We start from the raw sequence: 19599 nt of genomic DNA on the forward strand, positions 1-19599 counted from the left end.
AATATGTTGCAGGATTGGGAAAACCGTGAAGAAGAAAAGCAGACGAGGCTTCGTGAGCAGCAAGCTGAATTACTGGTGACGACGGGGGATGCTCCCTCGGCCGAGGTTGTGCAGCGAGCGGAGTTGCTTGCAGCCGAGCTGGGGGTGCTGTATGCCCCCCGTCGTGGCATATCAGTAGCTAAGCTAATCGCTGCTCATAGAGTCCGTCAGGCTCTGGTGCTGGTGCAGGGCGGAGTGAGGCTGATTGGCCCGGAACAGCCACCGATGGCTTTTCACCCGAGTATGGGCTTTATTCGTGCCAAGCGGGTATTAAAAGGTGAGCATGATCCGATGTTGACTGCCGCCAGGCTCGTTCCGGGCGATACCGTGCTGGATTGTACCGCAGGACTCGGAACGGATTCCCTCCTGTTTTCCATTGGAACGGGAAGTTCTGGACAAGTAACGGCTGTGGAAAGTTCTTTTCCCGTGTATGCGTTAATCAAGGATGGAATGAGGCATTACCGTTCCGGTAACTCCGCGGTGGATGAGGCCTTTTCCAGCATTGATGTTCGTTTTGGTCACCATCTGGACTTTTTGCGGAGCTTGCCGGATCGCAGTATAGATATTGTTTATTTTGACCCGATGTTCCGCGATCCGTTGCTCGATTCTAGCGCAATCGGTCCATTGAGAGGGTTGGCTAACCCGGACGCATTAGATGAGGAAAGTATTGTTCAGGCCAAGCGGATTGCACGGAAAACAATTGTATTGAAGGAAAAACGGGGCAGTGGGGAATTTGCCCGCCTCGGCTTCCGTGTGGAGCAACGGGGCACAACGAAAACAGTGTACGGAGTGATTGATATTGACAGCGGCATCTAAGCCTAAACTACTGGTTCTTGTTGGCCCGACTGCAGTCGGCAAGACGAAACTAAGCATTGAGATGGCACGACAATTTGACGCGGAAATTATTTCCGGTGATTCCATGCAGGTGTACCGTCATATGGACATTGGAACAGCCAAAATTTCCAAACAGGAAATGGAAGGAATCAAGCACCATTTAATTGATATTCATGAGCCTGAATACCCATATTCAGTAGCTGCATTTCAGGAAGATTGCCGTCGCCTCATACCAGATATTCATTCCAGAGGAAAATTGCCGTTTATCGTAGGCGGAACAGGTTTATATGTGGAATCGGTCTGCTATGAATACCAGTTTTCCGAGGTGGGAGCTGATGAAGCTTTTCGTCAGGAACAGCTTGATTTTGCCGAACAGTTTGGGGCCGAAGCGCTTCATGCGCGACTGCAGGCGGTTGATCCCGAAAGTGCACTTCGTTTGCATCCCAATGACCGTCGTCGTGTCGTTCGGGCATTGGAAATTTACCATGTTAGCGGAACGACACTTAGCTCGCAACTGGCCAGTCAAAAGAAGGAGTCTCCCTACCAATTGTGCATCGCAGGTTTGACAATGGATAGGCAAATGCTTTATAAACGTATTGAAGACCGAATCGACGGGATGCTCGATCAAGGGCTTGTTGCTGAGGTAGCCTCCTTAATGGAACGGGGAGTGCGAAGCGATGCCATCTCCATGCAAGGTCTAGGCTATAAAGAGATATCCTCCTACCTGCGGGGAGAGGTGTCTTTGGAAGAAGCGGTGATTTGGCTAAAACGGGATACGCGTCATTTTGCGAAGCGACAGCTCTCGTGGTTTCGCCATATGAAGGATATCCAGTGGGTAGATGTCACTGATTTCGGAAATTTTTCTGCTCATGCAGTCCAAATACACGAAATTATAGCAGGAAAGTTCCGGACAGACCTTGAATATACTTCAAAACAATCCAAATGATTATTGGGGGTACGGCTAAAATGAACAAGTCTATTAATATCCAAGATACGTTTCTGAATCAATTGCGGAAGGATTCTATACCTGTCACGGTATACCTCATCAATGGATTTCAGGTGCGGGGAACAATTAAGGCCTTTGACAATTTCACAATTGTTATTGATTCCGATGGGAAGCAACAGCTGATTTACAAGCATGCTATATCCACCTTTACACCGCAACGCAATGTATCGCTTGTACAGCAACAGGATAATATCGGCGATAACTGATTAGGGGCTTGACGGTCGCCAGGTTGCTGAAACTTTTCGAGCGTCCGTCTCGTCTAACTGTATAGGAATGTGACCGGGAGCAACCTCAACAGGGTTGTTCTTTTCATTCCGTTTTGATTTCATGCTACCGAAAGCAAGGTACATGTTCGGCAACATATGATTATTCGCGAAAGGGAGTCAGGGGAATGCCAAACGATTCATTGTCCAGATCCGGCAATCGCAATAGAAACACACCTAAAGAGAAGCCGAAGGACAAGAAAAAGAAAATTACAGGTAAGCGAATTGGATGGACGCTGTTTATTACGGCAGCGTTAGCCATATTTTGCGCACTTGCCGGATACTTGTTCGTCATGGTCAATGGTGAGCAGATTTACAAAGCCAACAAGGATAAAATTAACGTGAATGGGACATCGAAGGTTTATGACCGCAACGGTGTGCTTATGGGTGAGCTGTCTGTGCAAAAAAGCGATCCTGTCAAAAGTGAAGAAATTCCGGATTTACTTAAAAAAGCTTTTGTAGCAACGGAGGATAAACGATTTTACGAGCATCAGGGTGTCGATATTTGGTCCATTGGGCGGGCGGCTGTTAAGGATATCGTAGCCCGTTCAGCAGTGGAGGGCGGCAGTACGCTGACCCAGCAGTTGGCCAAAAACCTGTTTTTGTCGCGTGACAAAACCTTTTTCCGTAAAGCGACCGAGGTATCGATTGCCATGGCTTTGGAGCGGAATTTGACAAAAGATGAGATTATCACACTATATCTAAACCGGATTTGGTTTGGACGTTCGTATTCGGGTATCAAAGCTGCATCGGAAGGTTATTTTGGGCAATCGAATTTAAAAGACTTAAAGTTGTGGCAGATTGCTACACTGGCAGCCATTCCAAAAGGGCCTTCCAAATACAATCCGATCAGTAACCCGGAAGACTCGAAGGCCCGGCGTGCGGTGGTTCTTCAGCTGATGTTCGAGCAGGGGATGATTGGCAAGCAGGAGATGGAAGAAGCCAAAGCAGTAAATTACGATTACAAGCAGCCGGAAAAAGTGCAGAAGTATCAGAATTTTATGGAGTATGTGATGAATGAGGCAGAGGATGCCTTGCCAGGAGTCAGCGGGAATGATCTGATCATTGGCGGTTATCAAATTCATACGACCATGGATGCTCAAGCCCAAAATGCGCTGGATCAGGCGATGGCAGATGATGCTATGTTCGAAAAAAGCCCGGACGATCAGCCTGTTCAAGCCTCTATGGTTATTGTTAACAACCAAACGGGCGGAATAGCCGCAATGGCACCCGGACGGGATTACAAGAGGGGAACCTTTAACCGTGCAACACAAAGCCGCAGACAGCCAGGCTCGGCCTTTAAACCTATTGCGGCGTATGCGCCGGCTCTCGAATCCGGCAAATTTACGATGGATACCCCTTTAAGTAACGAACGGCAGAGCTTTAACGGGTACAGCCCGAAAAACTTGCATGGTTACTCTTCAACCATCAGTATGACTGATGCCATTACAAAGTCTGAAAATATCCCGCCAGTATGGTTGCTGAACCAAATCGGCGTGGAAAAAGGGGTTCAATTTGCGGAAAGCCTGGGCATTCCGATGGATAAGAATGATCACTCGCTTGCTATCGCATTGGGTGGATTAAGCAAAGGGACAAATACTCTTGAAATGGCACAGGCGTATAGCGCTTTTGCCAATAAGGGACAATTCCAAAAGGCTTATTCCATTAAGCAAATTAATAATAGTGATGATCAAGTGATTTATACTCATGAAGAGCAATCTAAGCCTGTAATGAGTGAGAAAACAGCTTATGAAATGACACAGATGATGCAAAATGTAGTCAATAGCGGCACAGGCCGCAAAGCGCGTATTGACTGGCCTGTAGCCGGTAAGACGGGTACGACACAAAGTGGAATCAGCGGCAACAGCGGCAACCGGGACATCTGGTTTGTCGGTTACACGCCAGAGTATACCGGAGCCGTATGGATGGGATATGACAAGCCTGACGGCAAGCATATGCTGAGGAACTACAGCGGACAGTCTGCAGCCTTTTTCGGCAGGGTCATGGGCGATGCGCTCAAGGGACATCCGGTTACGCAATTCTCCCAGCCGAAGGGATATGAGCCGCCGGCGGTTGAGAAACCGGTTGAGACTGTTCAGGTTACTGCTCCAAGCGGTTTGAACGGATCTTATAGTCAGGATACACAAATTGTATCTCTATCCTGGAATGCATCGGCGGGTGATAATGTACAATATCGTGTGTATCGCAAAGGGTCTTCCGATGCAGACTTTACGCCGATTATGGAGGCAATGAAGGGCACAAGCGGTGAAGATACGTCTCCGGTGGCAGGAAATACGTATGAATATTATGTAGTCGCTTATGGACCGGATGGTAAGGAATCCGAACGTTCCAATACGATTGGTGTGGAAGTTCCAGCAGACACCACTCCGGTGAACCCACAACCGGGAACTGATCCGAATCAGGGCGGAACCTTACCGGACAACGGTGGAGTTACAGATGGCCAAAACGGTACGGACCAGGGAAATACAGTTCCTAGTGGCACCGATAACGGCACTGGTACGGATCAAGTTCCGATGACTCCTGGGGACACCAGTGGAACTGGCACTGGGGGTACAGGCAACAACAATGGAAGCACCGGTAACGGAAGTGATACGAACCAAGGGAATGGTCAGACAACTATACCGGATACAGGGACTGTCAATAGTGAGACAACGGTGAATCCGAATGATATCAGTACATCCACTACAGGAACCCCGGCGGATGGAGGTCAGGAGAACAATTCCAACGGCCATTCGAACCCCAATCGTGGACCCCGCAACCGGAATTAGTAAGCTTCGCTTTATGCAAATTGGCTTGTTTTTAACCTTAAGGTATTTTCAGACCGTTTTTACGGTCTGAGAATACCTTTTTTTGTTGTAGCTTGGGGTATCTTTTTTGAGTGTACAGTTTAAATATGGTAAGCTGGGTTTACCAATGTTGGAGAGGAACATCATTATGAAGCGCAAATTCGGAGATCGGGCCAACTGGCGCAGAATAACGAATCGCAAGTTTGCTTGCCGGTATGTAGAAAGTGACGCGTTTACAGGATATGTGACCCTGTATACCATTTTGAGTCTCAAGGAGCCGTTATGGAAAAGCTACGGCGGTCATACGTTTTGCATTGCCGATAAAGGTTATTCCTGGCTGCAGTATTACCCAAAAGGGGAGCATTATGTGGTGACGGCTATGTTTGACAATCGGGAGCAGATCGTGGAATGGTACATTGATACCTGCCGAAATCAGGGTGTGACCGACCAGGGTGTCCCTTGGTTTGATGATTTGTATTTGGATGTCGTGGTGCTCAAAAATGGTGAAATCTTCTTGGTGGATGAGGATGAACTGGAGGAGGCGCTACAACGCGGGCATATCTCAACGCAAGAGGCAGAATTGGCTAACCGTACAGCGGCTGATGTGCTACATCAGATAGATGCCCACATGTTCCCCTATTTTAAAATGTCGCTGAAACACCGTGCGGAATGGTTTCATAACGGTGATTTCAAAAGGGATCGGTGAATGTTTTGCAGTGGATGGGTAACATCGGGCCAAGACGCCCTGAGCCTCAGAATAGGCTGAGTCGCTCAGGGAGAAGACGTATCTTACTCAAGCGTCTCGTACTTTGCTTGCTGATGGTTATACTGATTGGATTGGTATGGGCAGGCTTCCGAGTTTGGAACATGAACACAGCCGCCTCTACCTCTCCGCTTCAGCAAGCGCAAACTGGAATCGTGCTGGGGGCTTCCATGTGGGGAGCAGAGCCAAGCCCCGGTTTAAAGGAAAGGTTGGAAGAAGCCTTGCGGCTATACCGCAATGGGACCGTCAAGAGTCTGATTGTAAGTGGAGGGCTGGATAAGCCTGATTTTCCGTATACAGAGGCCGAAGGAATGCAACGCTATCTGGTAGATAGGGGTATCCCTGCCCAGCATATTGTACTGGAGAACCATGCTACCAGCACCTACGAAAATTTGCTGTATAGCCAGCGAATCATGAGGGAGTATGGCTGGACCTCGGCTGTAATCATTACACATAGCTATCATGGTCCTCGCGCGATGGAGATCGCTCAATTTTTGAATTTCGATCATCCTCAGATGGCTCTGACGGAATCCAGAGTATTGAATATGCCGCTTCATCAATCGAGAGAAGTATTGGCTTACGCTAAATGGACGCTGCAACGGTGGTGGATCAGCGCTCAAACTTGGCTGGCCTGAACGGGGAGAAATGCCTTGTGTGCATTCCCGTTGCTTTTGTGCTAATAAGGACATGCCGGACCGAATACATTAATAGGGTAAGCTGTGCCTGAAGAAATGTTGAGGTGATGGATGCATGAACGGACGGGGAATTGCCGCGGGCAAGCGGTCGGAGGAGAGACCTTCCAGACAAATCAATGTCGTGCTGCGTAGCCCGGAGCCGACAGCTTCGGTAACAGTGGACGAAAAGGAAGCAGCAGCTTCAACCAAGTCGCAGGCGCTACCGCAGTATCTCAGTCTTTATCAGGAAATTCAGAAAGAACTCGATCATCTCGTTGGCTTGGATAACATCAAAGACCTGGTATTTGAAGTATATGCTTTTTTGCAAATCACCCATATGCGCACGGATGCGGGATTGCTGAGTAATGCCCATGTATATCACATGATTTTCAAAGGGAATCCAGGTACGGGGAAAACGACGGTAGCCCGCATTATCGCTAAAATGTTGCAAAAAATGGGAGTACTGAGCAAAGGTCATCTGATTGAGGTGGAAAGAGCTGATCTAGTAGGGGAGTATATTGGGCACACCGCGCAAAAAACGCGGGATCTGGTCAAGAAATCTCTAGGCGGGGTGCTGTTCATTGATGAGGCCTACAGTTTGGCACGCGGAGGGGAAAAGGATTTCGGCAAAGAAGCGATTGATACCTTGGTAAAGGCTATGGAAGACCAAAAAAATCAATTTATTTTGATTCTCGCTGGGTATTCAGGAGAAATGGACTTTTTTTTGCGAACCAATCCAGGTCTGCCTTCTCGCTTTCCGATCCAGCTGGATTTTCCTGACTACACCGTCGATCAGCTTATCCAAATTTCCGAGATGATGGCTAAGGAACGGGATTATATTCTTATGCCCCAATCCATACTCAAAATGAAGGAGCATTTGCTGAACGAGCGCAATGACAGTCTTCATGCATTCAGTAATGCGCGTTATGTCCGTAACGTGATCGAAAAAGCGATTCGGCATCAGGCTGTCAGACTCCTCAATCAGTACAGAAGCGGGCAGCCTGGAAAGCAAGAATTGATGACGCTGCGGCCAGAGGATTTGAAATTGGACAAAAGATAGGCGATAATAGGAATCTGAATCTCTGAATCACATCGAATTGCACGACATTGAACGGGGCCGGCCTGAATATCAGGTCGGTCTCTGTTCGAGGGTTGATATGAAAATAAAGGAGCAAACAATATGGCGAACTCCACTCATGATACACAAACCGAAATGCAGGACAAGGCGGTACTGGTCAGTCTGATTACGGATGAAGTCAAACGTTCTGGCATCAATACGGAATATTCACTGGATGAACTGGTGAAACTGGCTGAGACAGCGGGAGTTGAAGTGCTGAGCGTCCTGACCCAGAATAGGGAGACCAAAGATTCCAAATGGTTTATTGGTAAAGGTAAAGTAGAGGAATTACGTGCGGTTGCCGAGGAATTGGGAGCGAATACAGCTATTTTTGACCAGGAGCTATCGGGAGCTCAGGTACGAAATCTGGAAGAAAGTCTGGATCTTAAGATTATTGATCGGACACAGCTTATTCTGGACATTTTTGCCCAGCGTGCGAAAACGCGTGAAGGTATTATTCAGGTTGAGCTGGCACAGCTGTCATATTTGCTGCCGCGTCTGTCCGGACACGGTAAAAACCTGTCACGGCTCGGGGGCGGAATCGGAACGCGTGGTCCTGGTGAAAGCAAGCTGGAAACAGACCGTCGTCATATCCGTGACCGTATCAGTGATTTGAAACGTCAGCTTGAAGAGGTGACCCGTCATCGCTATTTGCACCGGGAGCGCAGACAAAAGAGCGGTATTGTACAGGTAGCGCTGGTCGGCTATACCAATGCGGGCAAATCAACGCTGTTAAAGCAACTGACGGCTGCTGACGTATATATTGAAAACCAGCTGTTTGCAACGCTGGACCCTACCTCCAGAACGATGGAGTTGCCGAGTGGCAAAGAGGTTATTCTTACAGATACGGTCGGATTTATTCAAAATCTGCCTCATGATTTGGTAGCTTCCTTCCGGGCTACTCTGGAGGAAGCTAATGAAGCTCATCTTATTTTACATGTCGTGGATGCTTCCTCCGATATGCGTGACGAACAGATGAAAGTTGTAGAGACGATCTTGCAGCAGTTGGGTGCTGCGGACAAGCCTCAGATTGTATTATTTAACAAAAAAGATGCTTGTACCCCTGAGCAATTGGAAATGCTTCCTTCCGGGGAGGGATATTTAAAAATCAGTTCATTCGATGAAGGGGATTTGCTGCGCATCCGTGAGCTGGTTCAGGAGCATTTGAGCGGTGATACACTGAGATTCCGTATCCCTGCGGGACGTGGCGACTTGACATCGGTGCTTTATCGTATCGGGGATGTGCTGCTGACGGAGTATGACGGCAATGATGTCATATATGAGGTGGAAATTCAAAGAGGCGAGTATGAAAAATATGGTCATGCGCTTAGTGAGTTCACAGAAGCTTAACATCGGATGACGTTTTTGGGTCAATAAAATGATAAGGATCATCGTTCAAAGCGAACAATAATATAACATCAATAGCCTAAGGCTGCGTAAGAGAGAGGGTCAAGAGGGGAAAATGGTAGTTTTCAGTCCGGAAATTCAACAAATTCAGGAAATGGTAGAACAAAAAATACAGGAACGTATACGGCAGTTAGATCAGATTGTAGATGCAAATCAGTGGAAGGTTATTCAGTCTTTCCAGCGGAAGCAAGTAAGTGATTTTCATTTTGCAGGTTCTACGGGATATGCTTACAATGACCGGGGACGTGAGGTGCTGGAAGAGGTCTATGCTGATGTATTCGGTGCGGAGGCAGCGTTGGTGCGTCCGCATTTTGCTTCGGGCACCCATACAATCTCCACTGCTTTATTTGGTGTATTGCGTCCGGGGGATGAACTATTGTATGTCACCGGGCGGCCTTATGATACGCTGCACAAAGTGATTGGCAAGCCCGGCGATGGAACAGGGTCATTACAGGATTTTGGTGTTACCTATGGAGAAACAGCATTAACAGCAGAAGGCAAAGTGGACTGGGAAGCGGTAGAGGCCGCAATCCATGCCAATACCAAGGTGGTCGGTATCCAGCGCTCTCGCGGCTATGATTGGAGAGCTTCCTTTAGTGTAGCCGACATTGAGGAAATGACAGCACGTGTTAAGGCGATAAAACCTGACGTTATTGTCTTTGTGGACAATTGCTATGGCGAATTTACTGAAAAGCTGGAGCCTACTCAGGTCGGTGTCGATTTGATGGCAGGTTCGCTGATTAAAAATCCCGGTGGCGGCATTGCCGAAACGGGTGGGTATATCTGTGGTAAACAAGAGTATGTAGAACTGGCAGCCTATCGACTAACAGCACCTGGAATTGGCGGAGAAGTAGGAGCCATGCTGGGTACCACGCGAGGTATCTTTCAGGGCTTATTCCTCGCTCCAACACTGGTCGGGCAGGCAGTTAAAGGCAGTGTGTTTGCAGCTGCGGTTTTTGAAGAAATGGGCTTTGAGACTAAGCCGGCTTGGCATGAGGAGCGCACGGATTTGATTCAGGCCATCTCTTTTAGCGGACCAGAGCATCTCATTGCTTTTGTGCAGGGAATTCAGCGTGCCGCCGCCGTAGATAGCCATGTGGTACCTGAGCCGTGGGATATGCCAGGCTACGAGCATCCAGTTATCATGGCGGCCGGTACATTTATACAAGGGGGAAGTTTGGAGTTATCTGCAGATGCACCGATTCGCGAACCTTATATTGGTTACATGCAAGGGGGCTTAACCTACTCTCATGTGAAATATGGAGTACTTATGGCCCTGCAAACAATGAAAGATCGTAAATTATTGTGAGTTTTTCTAACATGTCATTGACACTTTGCATCAGCTAAATGTACAATAAGGTGAATAATAAGATCACTGGAAGGTTGATGACAAATGGGCGACGAAATTCGCAGAAATATGGCCTTATTTCCAATAGGTATTGTCATGAAGCTAACGGACTTGTCAGCACGTCAGATTCGTTATTATGAGCAGCATAACTTGATAGTTCCTGCCCGTACATCGGGGAACCAACGCCTTTTTTCTTTTAATGACGTCGAGCGATTGCTTGAAATCAAGGCGTTGATTGAAAAGGGTGTAAACATTGCGGGAATTAAACAAGTCATGAATCCGGTCACCAAAGAATCGGAGGAGGCTACGGTTATTACTGCAGACACGGAAGTCAAACGTCGTGAAATGTCTGACACTCAGCTTCACCGCTTGTTGAAGCAACAGCTTGTGGCAGGCAAAAGACCGGGACAGGTATCCCTGATCCAAGGTGAATTATCACGGTTTTTCAATAAAAGATAATGTTGTATTATACATCTTGGACTCATCATTTAAGAAATTTATGAAATAGCTGATAACTGTCGCTACAGAAAGGGAGAGATTAGTGTGAGTTATACCAGAGAAGATATTCTTCGGATTGCGAAAGAAGAAAATGTTCGCTTTATTCGTTTGCAGTTCACAGATTTGCTGGGCACCATTAAAAACGTTGAAATTCCAGTTAGCCAACTGGAAAAAGCATTGGACAACAAAATGATGTTTGACGGTTCTTCCATTGAAGGGTATGTGCGCATCGAAGAATCTGACATGTACTTATATCCGGATTTGGACACATGGGTTGTATTCCCTTGGGTAACTTCAGATCGTGTAGCTCGTTTGATCTGTGATATTTACAAGCCGGACGGAGTTCCGTTTGCAGGTGACCCACGCGGTATTTTGAAGCGTGTTCTTAAGGAAGCGGAAGAGCTGGGATACACTTCGATGAATGTTGGACCTGAACCAGAATTTTTCCTGTTCAAAACAGATGAAAAGGGCGAGCCGACCACAGAACTGAATGACCAAGGCGGATATTTTGACCTGGCACCAATGGATCTCGGTGAAAACTGCCGTCGTGAAATTGTTCTTAAGCTTGAAGAAATGGGCTTCGAAATTGAAGCATCCCATCATGAGGTTGCACCTGGTCAGCATGAGATTGACTTTAAATATGCGGATGCGATCAAAGCTGCGGATCAGATTCAAACATTCAAGCTCGTTGTTAAGACGATTGCACGTCAGCATGGACTGCATGCTACCTTTATGCCAAAACCTTTGTTTGGTGTGAATGGCTCCGGTATGCACTGCAACCAGTCATTGTTCAAGGAAAATGAGAACGTATTTTATGATGAAACGGACGAACTCGGATTGAGTCAAACAGCCCGCCACTATATGGCTGGTATTCTCAAGCACGCACGTGCAATGGCCGCAATCACGAATCCGACGGTAAATTCATATAAGCGTCTCGTACCAGGCTATGAAGCGCCTTGTTATGTTGCCTGGTCTGCAAGTAACCGTAGCCCGATGATTCGGATTCCTGCATCTCGTGGCCTAAGCACTCGCGTCGAAGTTCGTAACCCTGACCCGGCTGCGAATCCGTATTTGGCCTTGGCTGTAATGCTGAGAGCTGGCTTGGATGGCATCAAACGCCAGCTGCCTCTACCAGCTCCAATTGATCGTAACATCTACGTTATGTCCGAGGAAGAGCGGATCGAAGAAGGCATTCCAAGCCTGCCTGCAGACTTGAAGGAAGCCTTGTCTGAGCTGATTCGGAGTGAAGTCATCTCTGACGCACTGGGCGACCATGCTTTGGCATACTTCTACGAGCTTAAAGAAATTGAATGGGACATGTACAGAACACAGGTTCACCAGTGGGAACGTGATCAATATTTGACGCTGTATTAAAAGGTAGAATCCCTTGACGCTCTAAGCGTTGAGGGATTTTTGCTTTTGTGGGTTACCCATCAGTTTTTTTTGGTACTACTTAGTTTTCCCCACAATTTCCCCACAAAACATTATGAAACTAATGATGAAGTATACTGCACGGATTGCGTCTCTGCCCATCCATACATATCGTACAGCTATTACGTTGACGGCGAATATATGGGCGATTCGGAAAAGATGATCATACACGGTATGTAGAGTCATTAGATGACGAATATGAAGGTGAAGAGGTATGACCATAGCTGATTGGATGATGGCTCACCCTTGGATGGCATTTGGATGTGGATATTCCTTTGCATTACTTCTACGTATTGGGGGAAACGCTGATGATATTAATGCTGAAGACATTCGAAAAACAAAATGGTTACTTGGCAAATATACCGATTTAGTAGATGTAATAAAAAACTATGAATATTCACTGGAGCAGATTAAAAACGGAATGTCAGCTTATGACTTGCTCTCAGCTGAAGGTTCTGTAGCGAAAAGGGTAACTGGTCAAGAACTGACGGCAGACGTGACGGCAAATACTGTTTTGCTCAAGGATCAGCGTCACATTAATTACAAGTTCTATCTCCTCATTACAAACAATATCCGTTTTGCAATTTCTAACATTAGAGATGCACATGAAGGACTTGCTGCAAAGCTTTTATTCATGGATGGGATGAAGTATCTAAAAGCTCAACAGTATATGAGCAGAGAGTATAAAAAAGGGATTCATGGTATATCAGCCACGACATTCGCTGACAAAAGACGCAAGGCTATAGAAAATTTAGCAAAAAGTCTTAAAGTCAACCGAACATTGGATTTTGTGATCATTGACTATGGTCGGGGGCGAAACCAAGAAGGAGAAATTGGACTCAGGATGCCAGAAGTAAATTAGACCGTAAGGGCTTAAGCCTTTGCGGTCTTTGTTTGTCGTGGGAATCGATGTAAATCCGTAGTAGGCCCGTAGCAGAAAGGATTTACACTTTATTTAGGAACAAATTAAAACTATTCTAGGAGGCAATAAACATGGCACAAAGTTACGCTTATTTGGACAACACAGGAATTTTACATCTTCATCCGTTGAAAAGTGAAGCAGCCAAGAATGGCAAGTATATCGGCACGAATCTCGATTACGACGAAAGTGGATTTCCGATCATCGGCGGCGAAGGTGTTGTTTACTACGTGCATAAAGACAAAGCCTATATTAACGGTAATGAGAATGACGGACAACCAATCGCAACGCCATCTTCTCTTCGTGAACTGACAGAACAGATTAAGTGATTTTGGAGTTAATTGATTTAAGAGATAGATTTTGTTTGGATTTCTACTAAATAAAAGAAAGGGGGAACAAAGGTATTGTTCTCTCTTTCTTTTATTTGAAACAAAATAAATATAATTAATATTAAGTGTTGATTTTTGAATTTATTGATACCATTTTTCGAATAATGGATGCATCCAGGTCGAAATCAAGTAAATTGCAGCGAATTTGATTTAAAGAAGCTATAGTCTCATCGATTGCAATTAAGTGATCTTCTAGATCAGAAATTACACTACTTTTAAATAAGTAACTTAAAAAGGTATCTGCTAGGAATGATATTACCAGAGAAAATATTAAAATCGCTAACGTCCCCTGAGCATCTGAGCTTGGTTTGGAAGCAATAATAGAACTGGATGCTATAATTATTGACATAATACTAATAGAGAAAGTGTTTAAAGAATTACTTAGATTAGATACTTTATTATATTTAGTAATCAAAAAATTCACGCTTACCTTTTTGTCTAAGAGGGTTTTGAGAGTTTCTTGTTTATAGTATTCTTTTAAAAGGTTTAATTGAAGGCTGATAGCCCCATACCCTTTTTGATATTGTTTCTTAAAATGTTTATTGCTTTTAATGAAATTTTTAAATGGTTTTCTAAAATGTTTAGAGTAAATAAACCTAGGTTTTATATTTTTACAATGTCTTGCTATTACAGCAATTAAAGGTCCTAATAAAATGAAAACATATCCTAGTAAAATTAACAAGTAATTTAACCCCTTAGTCATTTTCTTCATTTGTTAGTATCGGTTTTGCAACTATATTATTTAAGATGAAAGAGTAACCAGTTTAACTAGTTGATCACATAGCTATTTGTAAGATTATTCCCTACTAATAATGAATAAAAAAATGATATGTTGAATCCATAAAAAATAACGAAAATAAGGGGCGCTGAATTTAGATGACTCTTATTTTTGTTCAGGAAACTTTTCCTTAGCCTCAGATACATAAGGATGGAAACTTACCATAGTATTAGTGAAGTTAGGAAAGTGGTATAAGGTATCAATTTTATCGTGGATAACTATAACTTTATTTTTGCAGTAGAATAATGGAGAATTGTGTAAGATAATATAATTGAATTGCACAAGTAGTATTTTAGGGGGATTAACGTTGAAATCAGATAAAAAAACATATTGGAGTCTGAACGCAATAATTTCTGTAGTAGTCCTTGCATGGTTTGTATTGGGAGCTTTGGCTTATTTTATTTTTGGGAATTGGACAGACAGAGGGACGTTTGGAGATATGTTCGGTTCTGTGAATGTTTTATTTTCAGGTTTAGCTTTTGCTACAGTAATGTACACAATTCATTTGCAAAAACAGGATTTAAATATCCAAAGAGAGGTTCAGCAGATACAGATTCAGGATATGAAAATGCAAGCACAAGCAACTGCTAAATCAGCTGAACAACTTGAAGTCCAGCAACGATTAATGAATTATCAAATTAGTCAGGATACTGTTCTTAAACTTATAGGAGTCAAGCAAAAAATGGTTCAGGAATTTAGTTGGGAAGTACCAACGTCGGGTCCGAGTTCTAATAGCTATAAAATGGCTTTAGGTCCTGAAGCAATGTCTGCTTGCTATATTTCTATTAAAAGAAAAAAAGGTAATGTAACTGATGATAAATTTTTTAAGCAATATTTCAGAATATTCTTTTATACTCTTCAATTGATAAACGAAGCAGATTTAACAGATAAGCAAAAACAGATACTGGCTGATATTCTTGGAATCGAAACATCTGATAAAGAAATTCAAATTATTTATGAAAGTCATGAAAAGGAACAATCCAAGTTATTTTTGCTTAAACACTATGGATTTTATAACCAGTTTAAGTCGTTTTATTAGGAAGACTTAAATGCACCAGAAACTTGTTTTAGTCTATACCAACAAAAACAGTAGTAAATATGAAGGGGAGTTGGTTTAGAGGATTGAATACAGACACTTTGAAAAGTGTCGTCCTCGCAATTCTCCGTAAAAAGTTTAAATGGATTGTACTCACATTTGAGAAAGATATTTATGAGCTTGGGAAGACCTTGTCTCCGGTACACTATACAAGCTGAATTTTTACGGTTCCCAACAAGACTTCTGTCTTTTTGTTACTTAAGAAGCAATAAGACAGTTTTTTTTGTTTACCTAGAAGTCCATTCCCAAAACAAGACCTCGCATAGCCTGTGGAGTGAACAAAGGAGGCGTACCATGTGAGGGGAACAGAAATAGGTTGCGAAGAAACTGCCGGGAAAGTTTGGACATCGGTAGCTGTTGTCTTGACATTGTTTATTTTGTTGGTAATCATTTTAATTCTTTTATAAAGATTCTAAGGTTCCACCGTCATTTTTGCGAATTGCCGATTAGCACTGTCAATTTCTTTAAGGACACATAGTGTATACCGTACCTAAAAAAAAGGAGGAGTTTATGTGAGTGAATGTGGACATGAGCATAAGGTCAAACATTGTGGTGCTTTCACATCGACGGGTGCAATTTTGGTGCTCTTTATCCTGTTGGTCATAATTACCAAAGCATGTTGGATTTAATTTCGTGAGCATAGCCACACTATTCGCTGCTCCTAGGTTAACTAAGTTCTTACCGAATGCATGGCGATTCTGCCATAATAGTGGTTGCGCTTATTGGGTTTTGTTGACCTAGCGGGATTGTCAGTAACGGGATTGTTCGAATTAGCATTGGAATGACTAAGGATGATAAATCTGTTTAAAAACGAGTGAATACCTTATCGGCTTCGGCTGGTAGGGTATTCTTTTGTTTACCTACATGCCCTGTCACAGCATGTATTTATTCATATATTAAGGTATAAACAAATAAAGGAGGTTAATGGCATGGGTGCATATGAAGGTGGCGGCGGTGTATGGACTTCCACAGCAGCAATTTTGGTGCTCTTTATTCTGTTGGTTATAATCACTAAATCACTTTGGGTTTAATTTGTGAAAAGAACTGTTGGATCATACCACATCAATTAAGATTAACGAATCCTATTTCTTCCGTAAGCAGTTTGAATTTAGAGTAGATGTAAATAAGGACTCTAGCGGTTTGTAACCGGTAAGAGTCCTTATTGTTATTTATTTGAATACTGTTCTATAATTTCAACGGATACACCAGATTCCATATACAACGAATAACTTTTATTGTCTCGATTCCATATTGCCTGATTCACCAAGTTTTCACCTTTTAATGTAACTTGAATACCGTTTATATTTTTCTTGGAAACTTGACTATGATTATTATAAACTCCGCTAATATCTTCGCTGCCTTCGGCTACTCTATAATTAATTTTCTCCTTACCATTACTATAATCAACCTCAATAATTGATTTTCCAATTACTTGAATCAAGTTTTGCTTGTATTCATCAGCAATGATTGAAGGTGCGGAAATTGTAAACCCTGCAGATTTTTCAGCTTCTTGTAATGTTTTAAATTCTACAAGCGGATTCGGAGTAAAGAATATTGTACATTTCTACTGGAACATATACATTGCCTTTCGTAATTGTAGGAGCAGCACTTAATTTAGTTGGGGTGGACATGCCAATGGCATGGCTGCTTTGAACATAGTAATTATTAGTACCAATCGTTAGTGTTGTCGTTACCAATCCGTTATCTAAAACAATAGTTTCCTTTTCATTTCCAACTTGCACTTTGAAGTTAAGGGGATTAACTGTTACACGCAGTGGAACCATGATGGCACTTCTAATTATTTGTATTCGAACTTCTTTACATGAATTATTAAGTTATAACAATAAAGGCCCATTCAGCAGCCGTAAGAACTACGTACTGTATGATCGTATTATAACTAATGCTCTCCACAATTTCGCTATTACGGGAATCTAGGGGCTGAACAAAGGGGCATCAAAGAAATATTTGAAGTTAATATGATGCAAAATTTATTAAACGAAAGGTAGAGGGAAAATGGTATTTTCTAGCTCGTGAAACGAGAGTATACTTAGAATAATGGATTTTGGAGCAAAAAAATATATTAAGCAGGTAGTGTTACATATGAGTGATGCAAGCTGGATTTGGCTTGAAAAAACAATTTGCTCTTGCGAAAAAAAATATTTACCTTACATGCAGTACAAAAATTACCAGTTTACAAGGTTATTTCATTGCCACATCTACTAGTAAAATATACAATAACAACAGAACAAGTGCGAGGATGGTGTACCTTTTGTTATCTGCTTTATTTTATATTTTATTCGGCACATTTGATGCTTTAGCTATGCTGGTTCTTATTTTAAAATTGTATAGAATGCCGTTTCTAAAATATAAGTATCGAATACTATTATTTGTTGTTTGTATATCATTATTTTCTTACGTGGTAAGAGTTGTCTTGCAAATACCTAAGTTAGATTTACCGCTTCAGTATGTATTCTTTTTTTTATTTTTAAGATTTGGACTCCGTCTAAAATTACATTCGGGGGCATTTATTTCTGGTACTGGTATTTCTGCTTACATATCTATTCAACTTATATTATTTTATCTTCTAAACTTAGCTGTTAATATCGATCGCAATGTTCTTAATGAAAATACTGGCGGGTCGGTTTATGTCATTCAAATTGTCTCAATTCTTTCAGCTTATTTGATTGCTGGTTTACTGAAAATGTATAATGGAGGATTCTCATTTATCTCAGGACCACCTCATGATTTTATTTTACAAGAAAACTATGGAACTAAAACAAACAAGGTGTTACTCTCGGGCTCGATCCTATCTTTTATCACTATAATTCTCATGGTGGTTATGCTATACGCAATGAACCCACTTATGTGCATATTTTTATCTTTGTTAACATTCGGAATTTCCTACTTTTTATCGGACAGAGGTGACTACGAGGATGTTAGAGAAGCTGTCGAATTATATCGCCACGGAAATAAAAAACGCTGATCCTCATGGTCCGGGAACGGTTGAAGTTTTAGAGTATGAATTAAGTAATCGAATAAATGTGGTGGCGATACTTATATTGACAATTTTATGGGGATGGTTGCTGGGTCATCTTGGAGAATCGCTTATTGCAATGGTATCTTTTGCAGTAGCCAGGAAATTCTCAGGAGGAATTCACCTAAAGTCATTAACTTTGTGTACAATTGTCTCTTCTTCTTTATTTGCTGTGATTCCTATAATTACCTTAAATCATACACAATTCATAATATTAAACATAATTACTTTTATAAGCTTCTTATGCTATGCTCCAAGAGATTTTGATGAACTTAATGTGCAAGTAAATCGAAAAAAGACCAAAATATATGCATTGCTTTCTTTCTTGCTTAGTTTGCTCTTTCTTTCACCCCTTGTAACTCTCTCTTTTTTTATTCAGGCATTAACTATTCTTCCTATTTGGAATTACTGGAAGGGGGGTGTGAAAAATGAATTCTAAATTGGCGAGAATTTTATCTAATACTCTGAATAAGAGTGCAGTGAAGACATCCAAAAAGAGAAAAAGTTTTATCGGTTCTAAGCCACTTCCGCTGGCTCTGAAAAAGAAGGGATAATGTAACATTTTCAGAACCAACAAAATGACCAGATCCCTATTGTTTGTTCGAGGATAGGGAACTTTACAGAACCCAAGTACATAAATGGGCACTCGATCAATATGATATCTTTCTAAAATGAGGAATCTCTTGGAGCTCTGAGCACCAAGAGATTTTTTTTCGGGGAAGGACGATACATTTTAGCAGTAGCATGAGAAGTCTGTGGCAAAGTGGATCGTGTGACACAATAAAAGCAGGAAGAATCCTTCCCGCTTTTTGCCGACAACGGCTATTAGCGTCTGCGTTGTCTATCATTTACGCTAAACAGATTAACAGCCAATGCATTACCTCTTGCACGTGCAGTGGCTTTTTGGTTGGAATGGATGTTTAATCTTCTTCTTCTCAAGTCGCGTATAGAATTTTTTCTGCTCATCATATCACCTCCCTTCAATTACAATGAAGGTACGGTTGAATTTTAGCCGTTTTAATGCTTGCGCTTACGCTTGGAAATTTTGATATTCAATGCATTGGTTGCCAAGGCGTTCCCGCTTCCTGTTTTAGCGGCAGCGGCCTGAAAGACTTTAACGATCAGATATCTGTTTTTACCGATGCGATGCTTATATGTTTTGACTTTATTTCTGATCATCTGGCATATCTCCTTTG

General features: G+C 42.8%; 22 protein-coding genes. 17 read left to right on the top strand and 5 right to left on the bottom strand.

Annotated elements, in window-relative coordinates:
* The first annotated feature begins 3 nt into the window (after positions 1-3).
* The 13 genes from KQI_RS0106315 (at position 4) to KQI_RS0106375 (ending at position 13435) form a co-directional block, all read left to right on the top strand.
* The gene (locus KQI_RS0106315) at positions 4-855 is read left to right on the top strand and encodes a class I SAM-dependent methyltransferase (RefSeq protein WP_010345908.1); all 852 of its coding nucleotides are present in this window, start codon (positions 4-6) and stop codon (positions 853-855) included.
* Complete coding sequence (gene miaA / locus KQI_RS0106320; protein WP_010345909.1) at positions 839-1819, top strand: tRNA (adenosine(37)-N6)-dimethylallyltransferase MiaA; 981 nt, start codon at positions 839-841, stop codon at positions 1817-1819. Before KQI_RS0106315 ends, miaA begins: the two co-directional genes overlap by 17 nt.
* A gap of 20 nt (positions 1820-1839) precedes the next feature.
* On the top strand, positions 1840-2085 hold the full coding sequence (gene hfq, locus KQI_RS0106325) for an RNA chaperone Hfq (RefSeq protein WP_007430690.1): 246 nt from the start codon (positions 1840-1842) through the stop codon (positions 2083-2085).
* 185 nt (positions 2086-2270) lie between these two features.
* Complete coding sequence (locus KQI_RS0106330) at positions 2271-4931, top strand: PBP1A family penicillin-binding protein (protein WP_010345910.1); 2661 nt, start codon at positions 2271-2273, stop codon at positions 4929-4931.
* Positions 4932-5097: 166 nt separating this feature from the next.
* A complete protein-coding gene (locus KQI_RS0106335; protein WP_010345911.1) occupies positions 5098-5655 on the top strand; it encodes a ribonuclease FAU-1 family protein in 558 nt (185 codons plus the stop codon).
* On the top strand, positions 5652-6347 hold the full coding sequence (locus tag KQI_RS0106340; protein ID WP_169314545.1) for a YdcF family protein: 696 nt from the start codon (positions 5652-5654) through the stop codon (positions 6345-6347). The genes KQI_RS0106335 and KQI_RS0106340 overlap by 4 nt, the downstream gene beginning before the upstream one ends.
* Before the next feature lie 115 nt (positions 6348-6462).
* Entirely contained in the window at positions 6463-7446 is a 984-nt protein-coding gene (locus KQI_RS0106345) for an AAA family ATPase (protein WP_007430686.1), read from the top strand.
* A gap of 120 nt (positions 7447-7566) precedes the next feature.
* On the top strand, positions 7567-8853 hold the full coding sequence (hflX, locus tag KQI_RS0106350) for a GTPase HflX (RefSeq protein WP_010345913.1): 1287 nt from the start codon (positions 7567-7569) through the stop codon (positions 8851-8853).
* A gap of 112 nt (positions 8854-8965) precedes the next feature.
* Positions 8966-10219: a methionine gamma-lyase family protein gene (locus KQI_RS0106355; RefSeq protein WP_010345914.1), complete on the top strand. Its 1254-nt coding sequence runs from the start codon at positions 8966-8968 to the stop codon at positions 10217-10219.
* Positions 10220-10303: 84 nt separating this feature from the next.
* Entirely contained in the window at positions 10304-10717 is a 414-nt protein-coding gene (locus KQI_RS0106360) for a MerR family transcriptional regulator (RefSeq protein ID WP_007430683.1), read from the top strand.
* An 84-nt stretch (positions 10718-10801) separates the two neighbouring features.
* On the top strand, positions 10802-12130 hold the full coding sequence (gene glnA, locus KQI_RS0106365; protein WP_007430682.1) for a type I glutamate--ammonia ligase: 1329 nt from the start codon (positions 10802-10804) through the stop codon (positions 12128-12130).
* Positions 12131-12437: 307 nt separating this feature from the next.
* Entirely contained in the window at positions 12438-13049 is a 612-nt protein-coding gene (locus KQI_RS0106370; RefSeq protein ID WP_039774283.1) for a hypothetical protein, read from the top strand.
* Between the two features lie 131 nt (positions 13050-13180).
* Positions 13181-13435, top strand: a complete 255-nt coding sequence (locus tag KQI_RS0106375) for a hypothetical protein (RefSeq protein WP_010345916.1) — start codon at positions 13181-13183, stop codon at positions 13433-13435.
* Between the two features lie 121 nt (positions 13436-13556).
* On the opposite strand, the gene KQI_RS0106380 is transcribed toward KQI_RS0106375, so the two are convergent.
* Positions 13557-14177: a hypothetical protein gene (locus KQI_RS0106380; RefSeq protein ID WP_010345917.1), complete on the bottom strand. Its 621-nt coding sequence runs from the start codon at positions 14175-14177 to the stop codon at positions 13557-13559.
* A gap of 403 nt (positions 14178-14580) precedes the next feature.
* On the opposite strand from KQI_RS0106380, the gene KQI_RS27395 reads away from it, so the two are divergent.
* On the top strand, positions 14581-15312 hold the full coding sequence (locus tag KQI_RS27395) for a hypothetical protein (RefSeq protein WP_010345918.1): 732 nt from the start codon (positions 14581-14583) through the stop codon (positions 15310-15312).
* 986 nt (positions 15313-16298) lie between these two features.
* On the top strand, positions 16299-16400 hold the full coding sequence (locus KQI_RS27745; protein ID WP_010345919.1) for a hypothetical protein: 102 nt from the start codon (positions 16299-16301) through the stop codon (positions 16398-16400).
* 134 nt (positions 16401-16534) lie between these two features.
* Here the strand turns inward: KQI_RS27745 and KQI_RS0106405 are convergent, their stop codons facing one another.
* Positions 16535-16810 (bottom strand): hypothetical protein, encoded by a 276-nt coding sequence (locus KQI_RS0106405; RefSeq protein ID WP_010345920.1) that lies wholly within the window; start codon positions 16808-16810, stop codon positions 16535-16537.
* Positions 16811-16889: 79 nt separating this feature from the next.
* The gene (locus KQI_RS26670; protein ID WP_411830964.1) at positions 16890-17177 is read right to left on the bottom strand and encodes a stalk domain-containing protein; all 288 of its coding nucleotides are present in this window, start codon (positions 17175-17177) and stop codon (positions 16890-16892) included.
* 299 nt (positions 17178-17476) lie between these two features.
* On the opposite strand from KQI_RS26670, the gene KQI_RS0106410 reads away from it, so the two are divergent.
* Together KQI_RS0106410 and KQI_RS0106415 are read left to right on the top strand one after the other, a co-directional pair.
* The gene (locus KQI_RS0106410) at positions 17477-18352 is read left to right on the top strand and encodes a hypothetical protein (protein WP_010345921.1); all 876 of its coding nucleotides are present in this window, start codon (positions 17477-17479) and stop codon (positions 18350-18352) included.
* Positions 18303-18842 (top strand): accessory gene regulator ArgB-like protein, encoded by a 540-nt coding sequence (locus KQI_RS0106415; RefSeq protein ID WP_010345922.1) that lies wholly within the window; start codon positions 18303-18305, stop codon positions 18840-18842. Before KQI_RS0106410 ends, KQI_RS0106415 begins: the two co-directional genes overlap by 50 nt.
* Before the next feature lie 386 nt (positions 18843-19228).
* Here the strand turns inward: KQI_RS0106415 and KQI_RS28740 are convergent, their stop codons facing one another.
* Both KQI_RS28740 and KQI_RS28745 read right to left on the bottom strand, forming a co-directional pair.
* Entirely contained in the window at positions 19229-19369 is a 141-nt protein-coding gene (locus tag KQI_RS28740) for a hypothetical protein (RefSeq protein WP_169314546.1), read from the bottom strand.
* 51 nt (positions 19370-19420) lie between these two features.
* On the bottom strand, positions 19421-19582 hold the full coding sequence (locus tag KQI_RS28745) for a hypothetical protein (protein WP_010345923.1): 162 nt from the start codon (positions 19580-19582) through the stop codon (positions 19421-19423).
* Between the last annotated feature and the right edge of the window lie 17 nt (positions 19583-19599).

This window comes from Paenibacillus peoriae KCTC 3763, from assembly GCF_000236805.1.
GTDB classification, from domain to species: Bacteria; Bacillota; Bacilli; order Paenibacillales; family Paenibacillaceae; genus Paenibacillus; species Paenibacillus peoriae.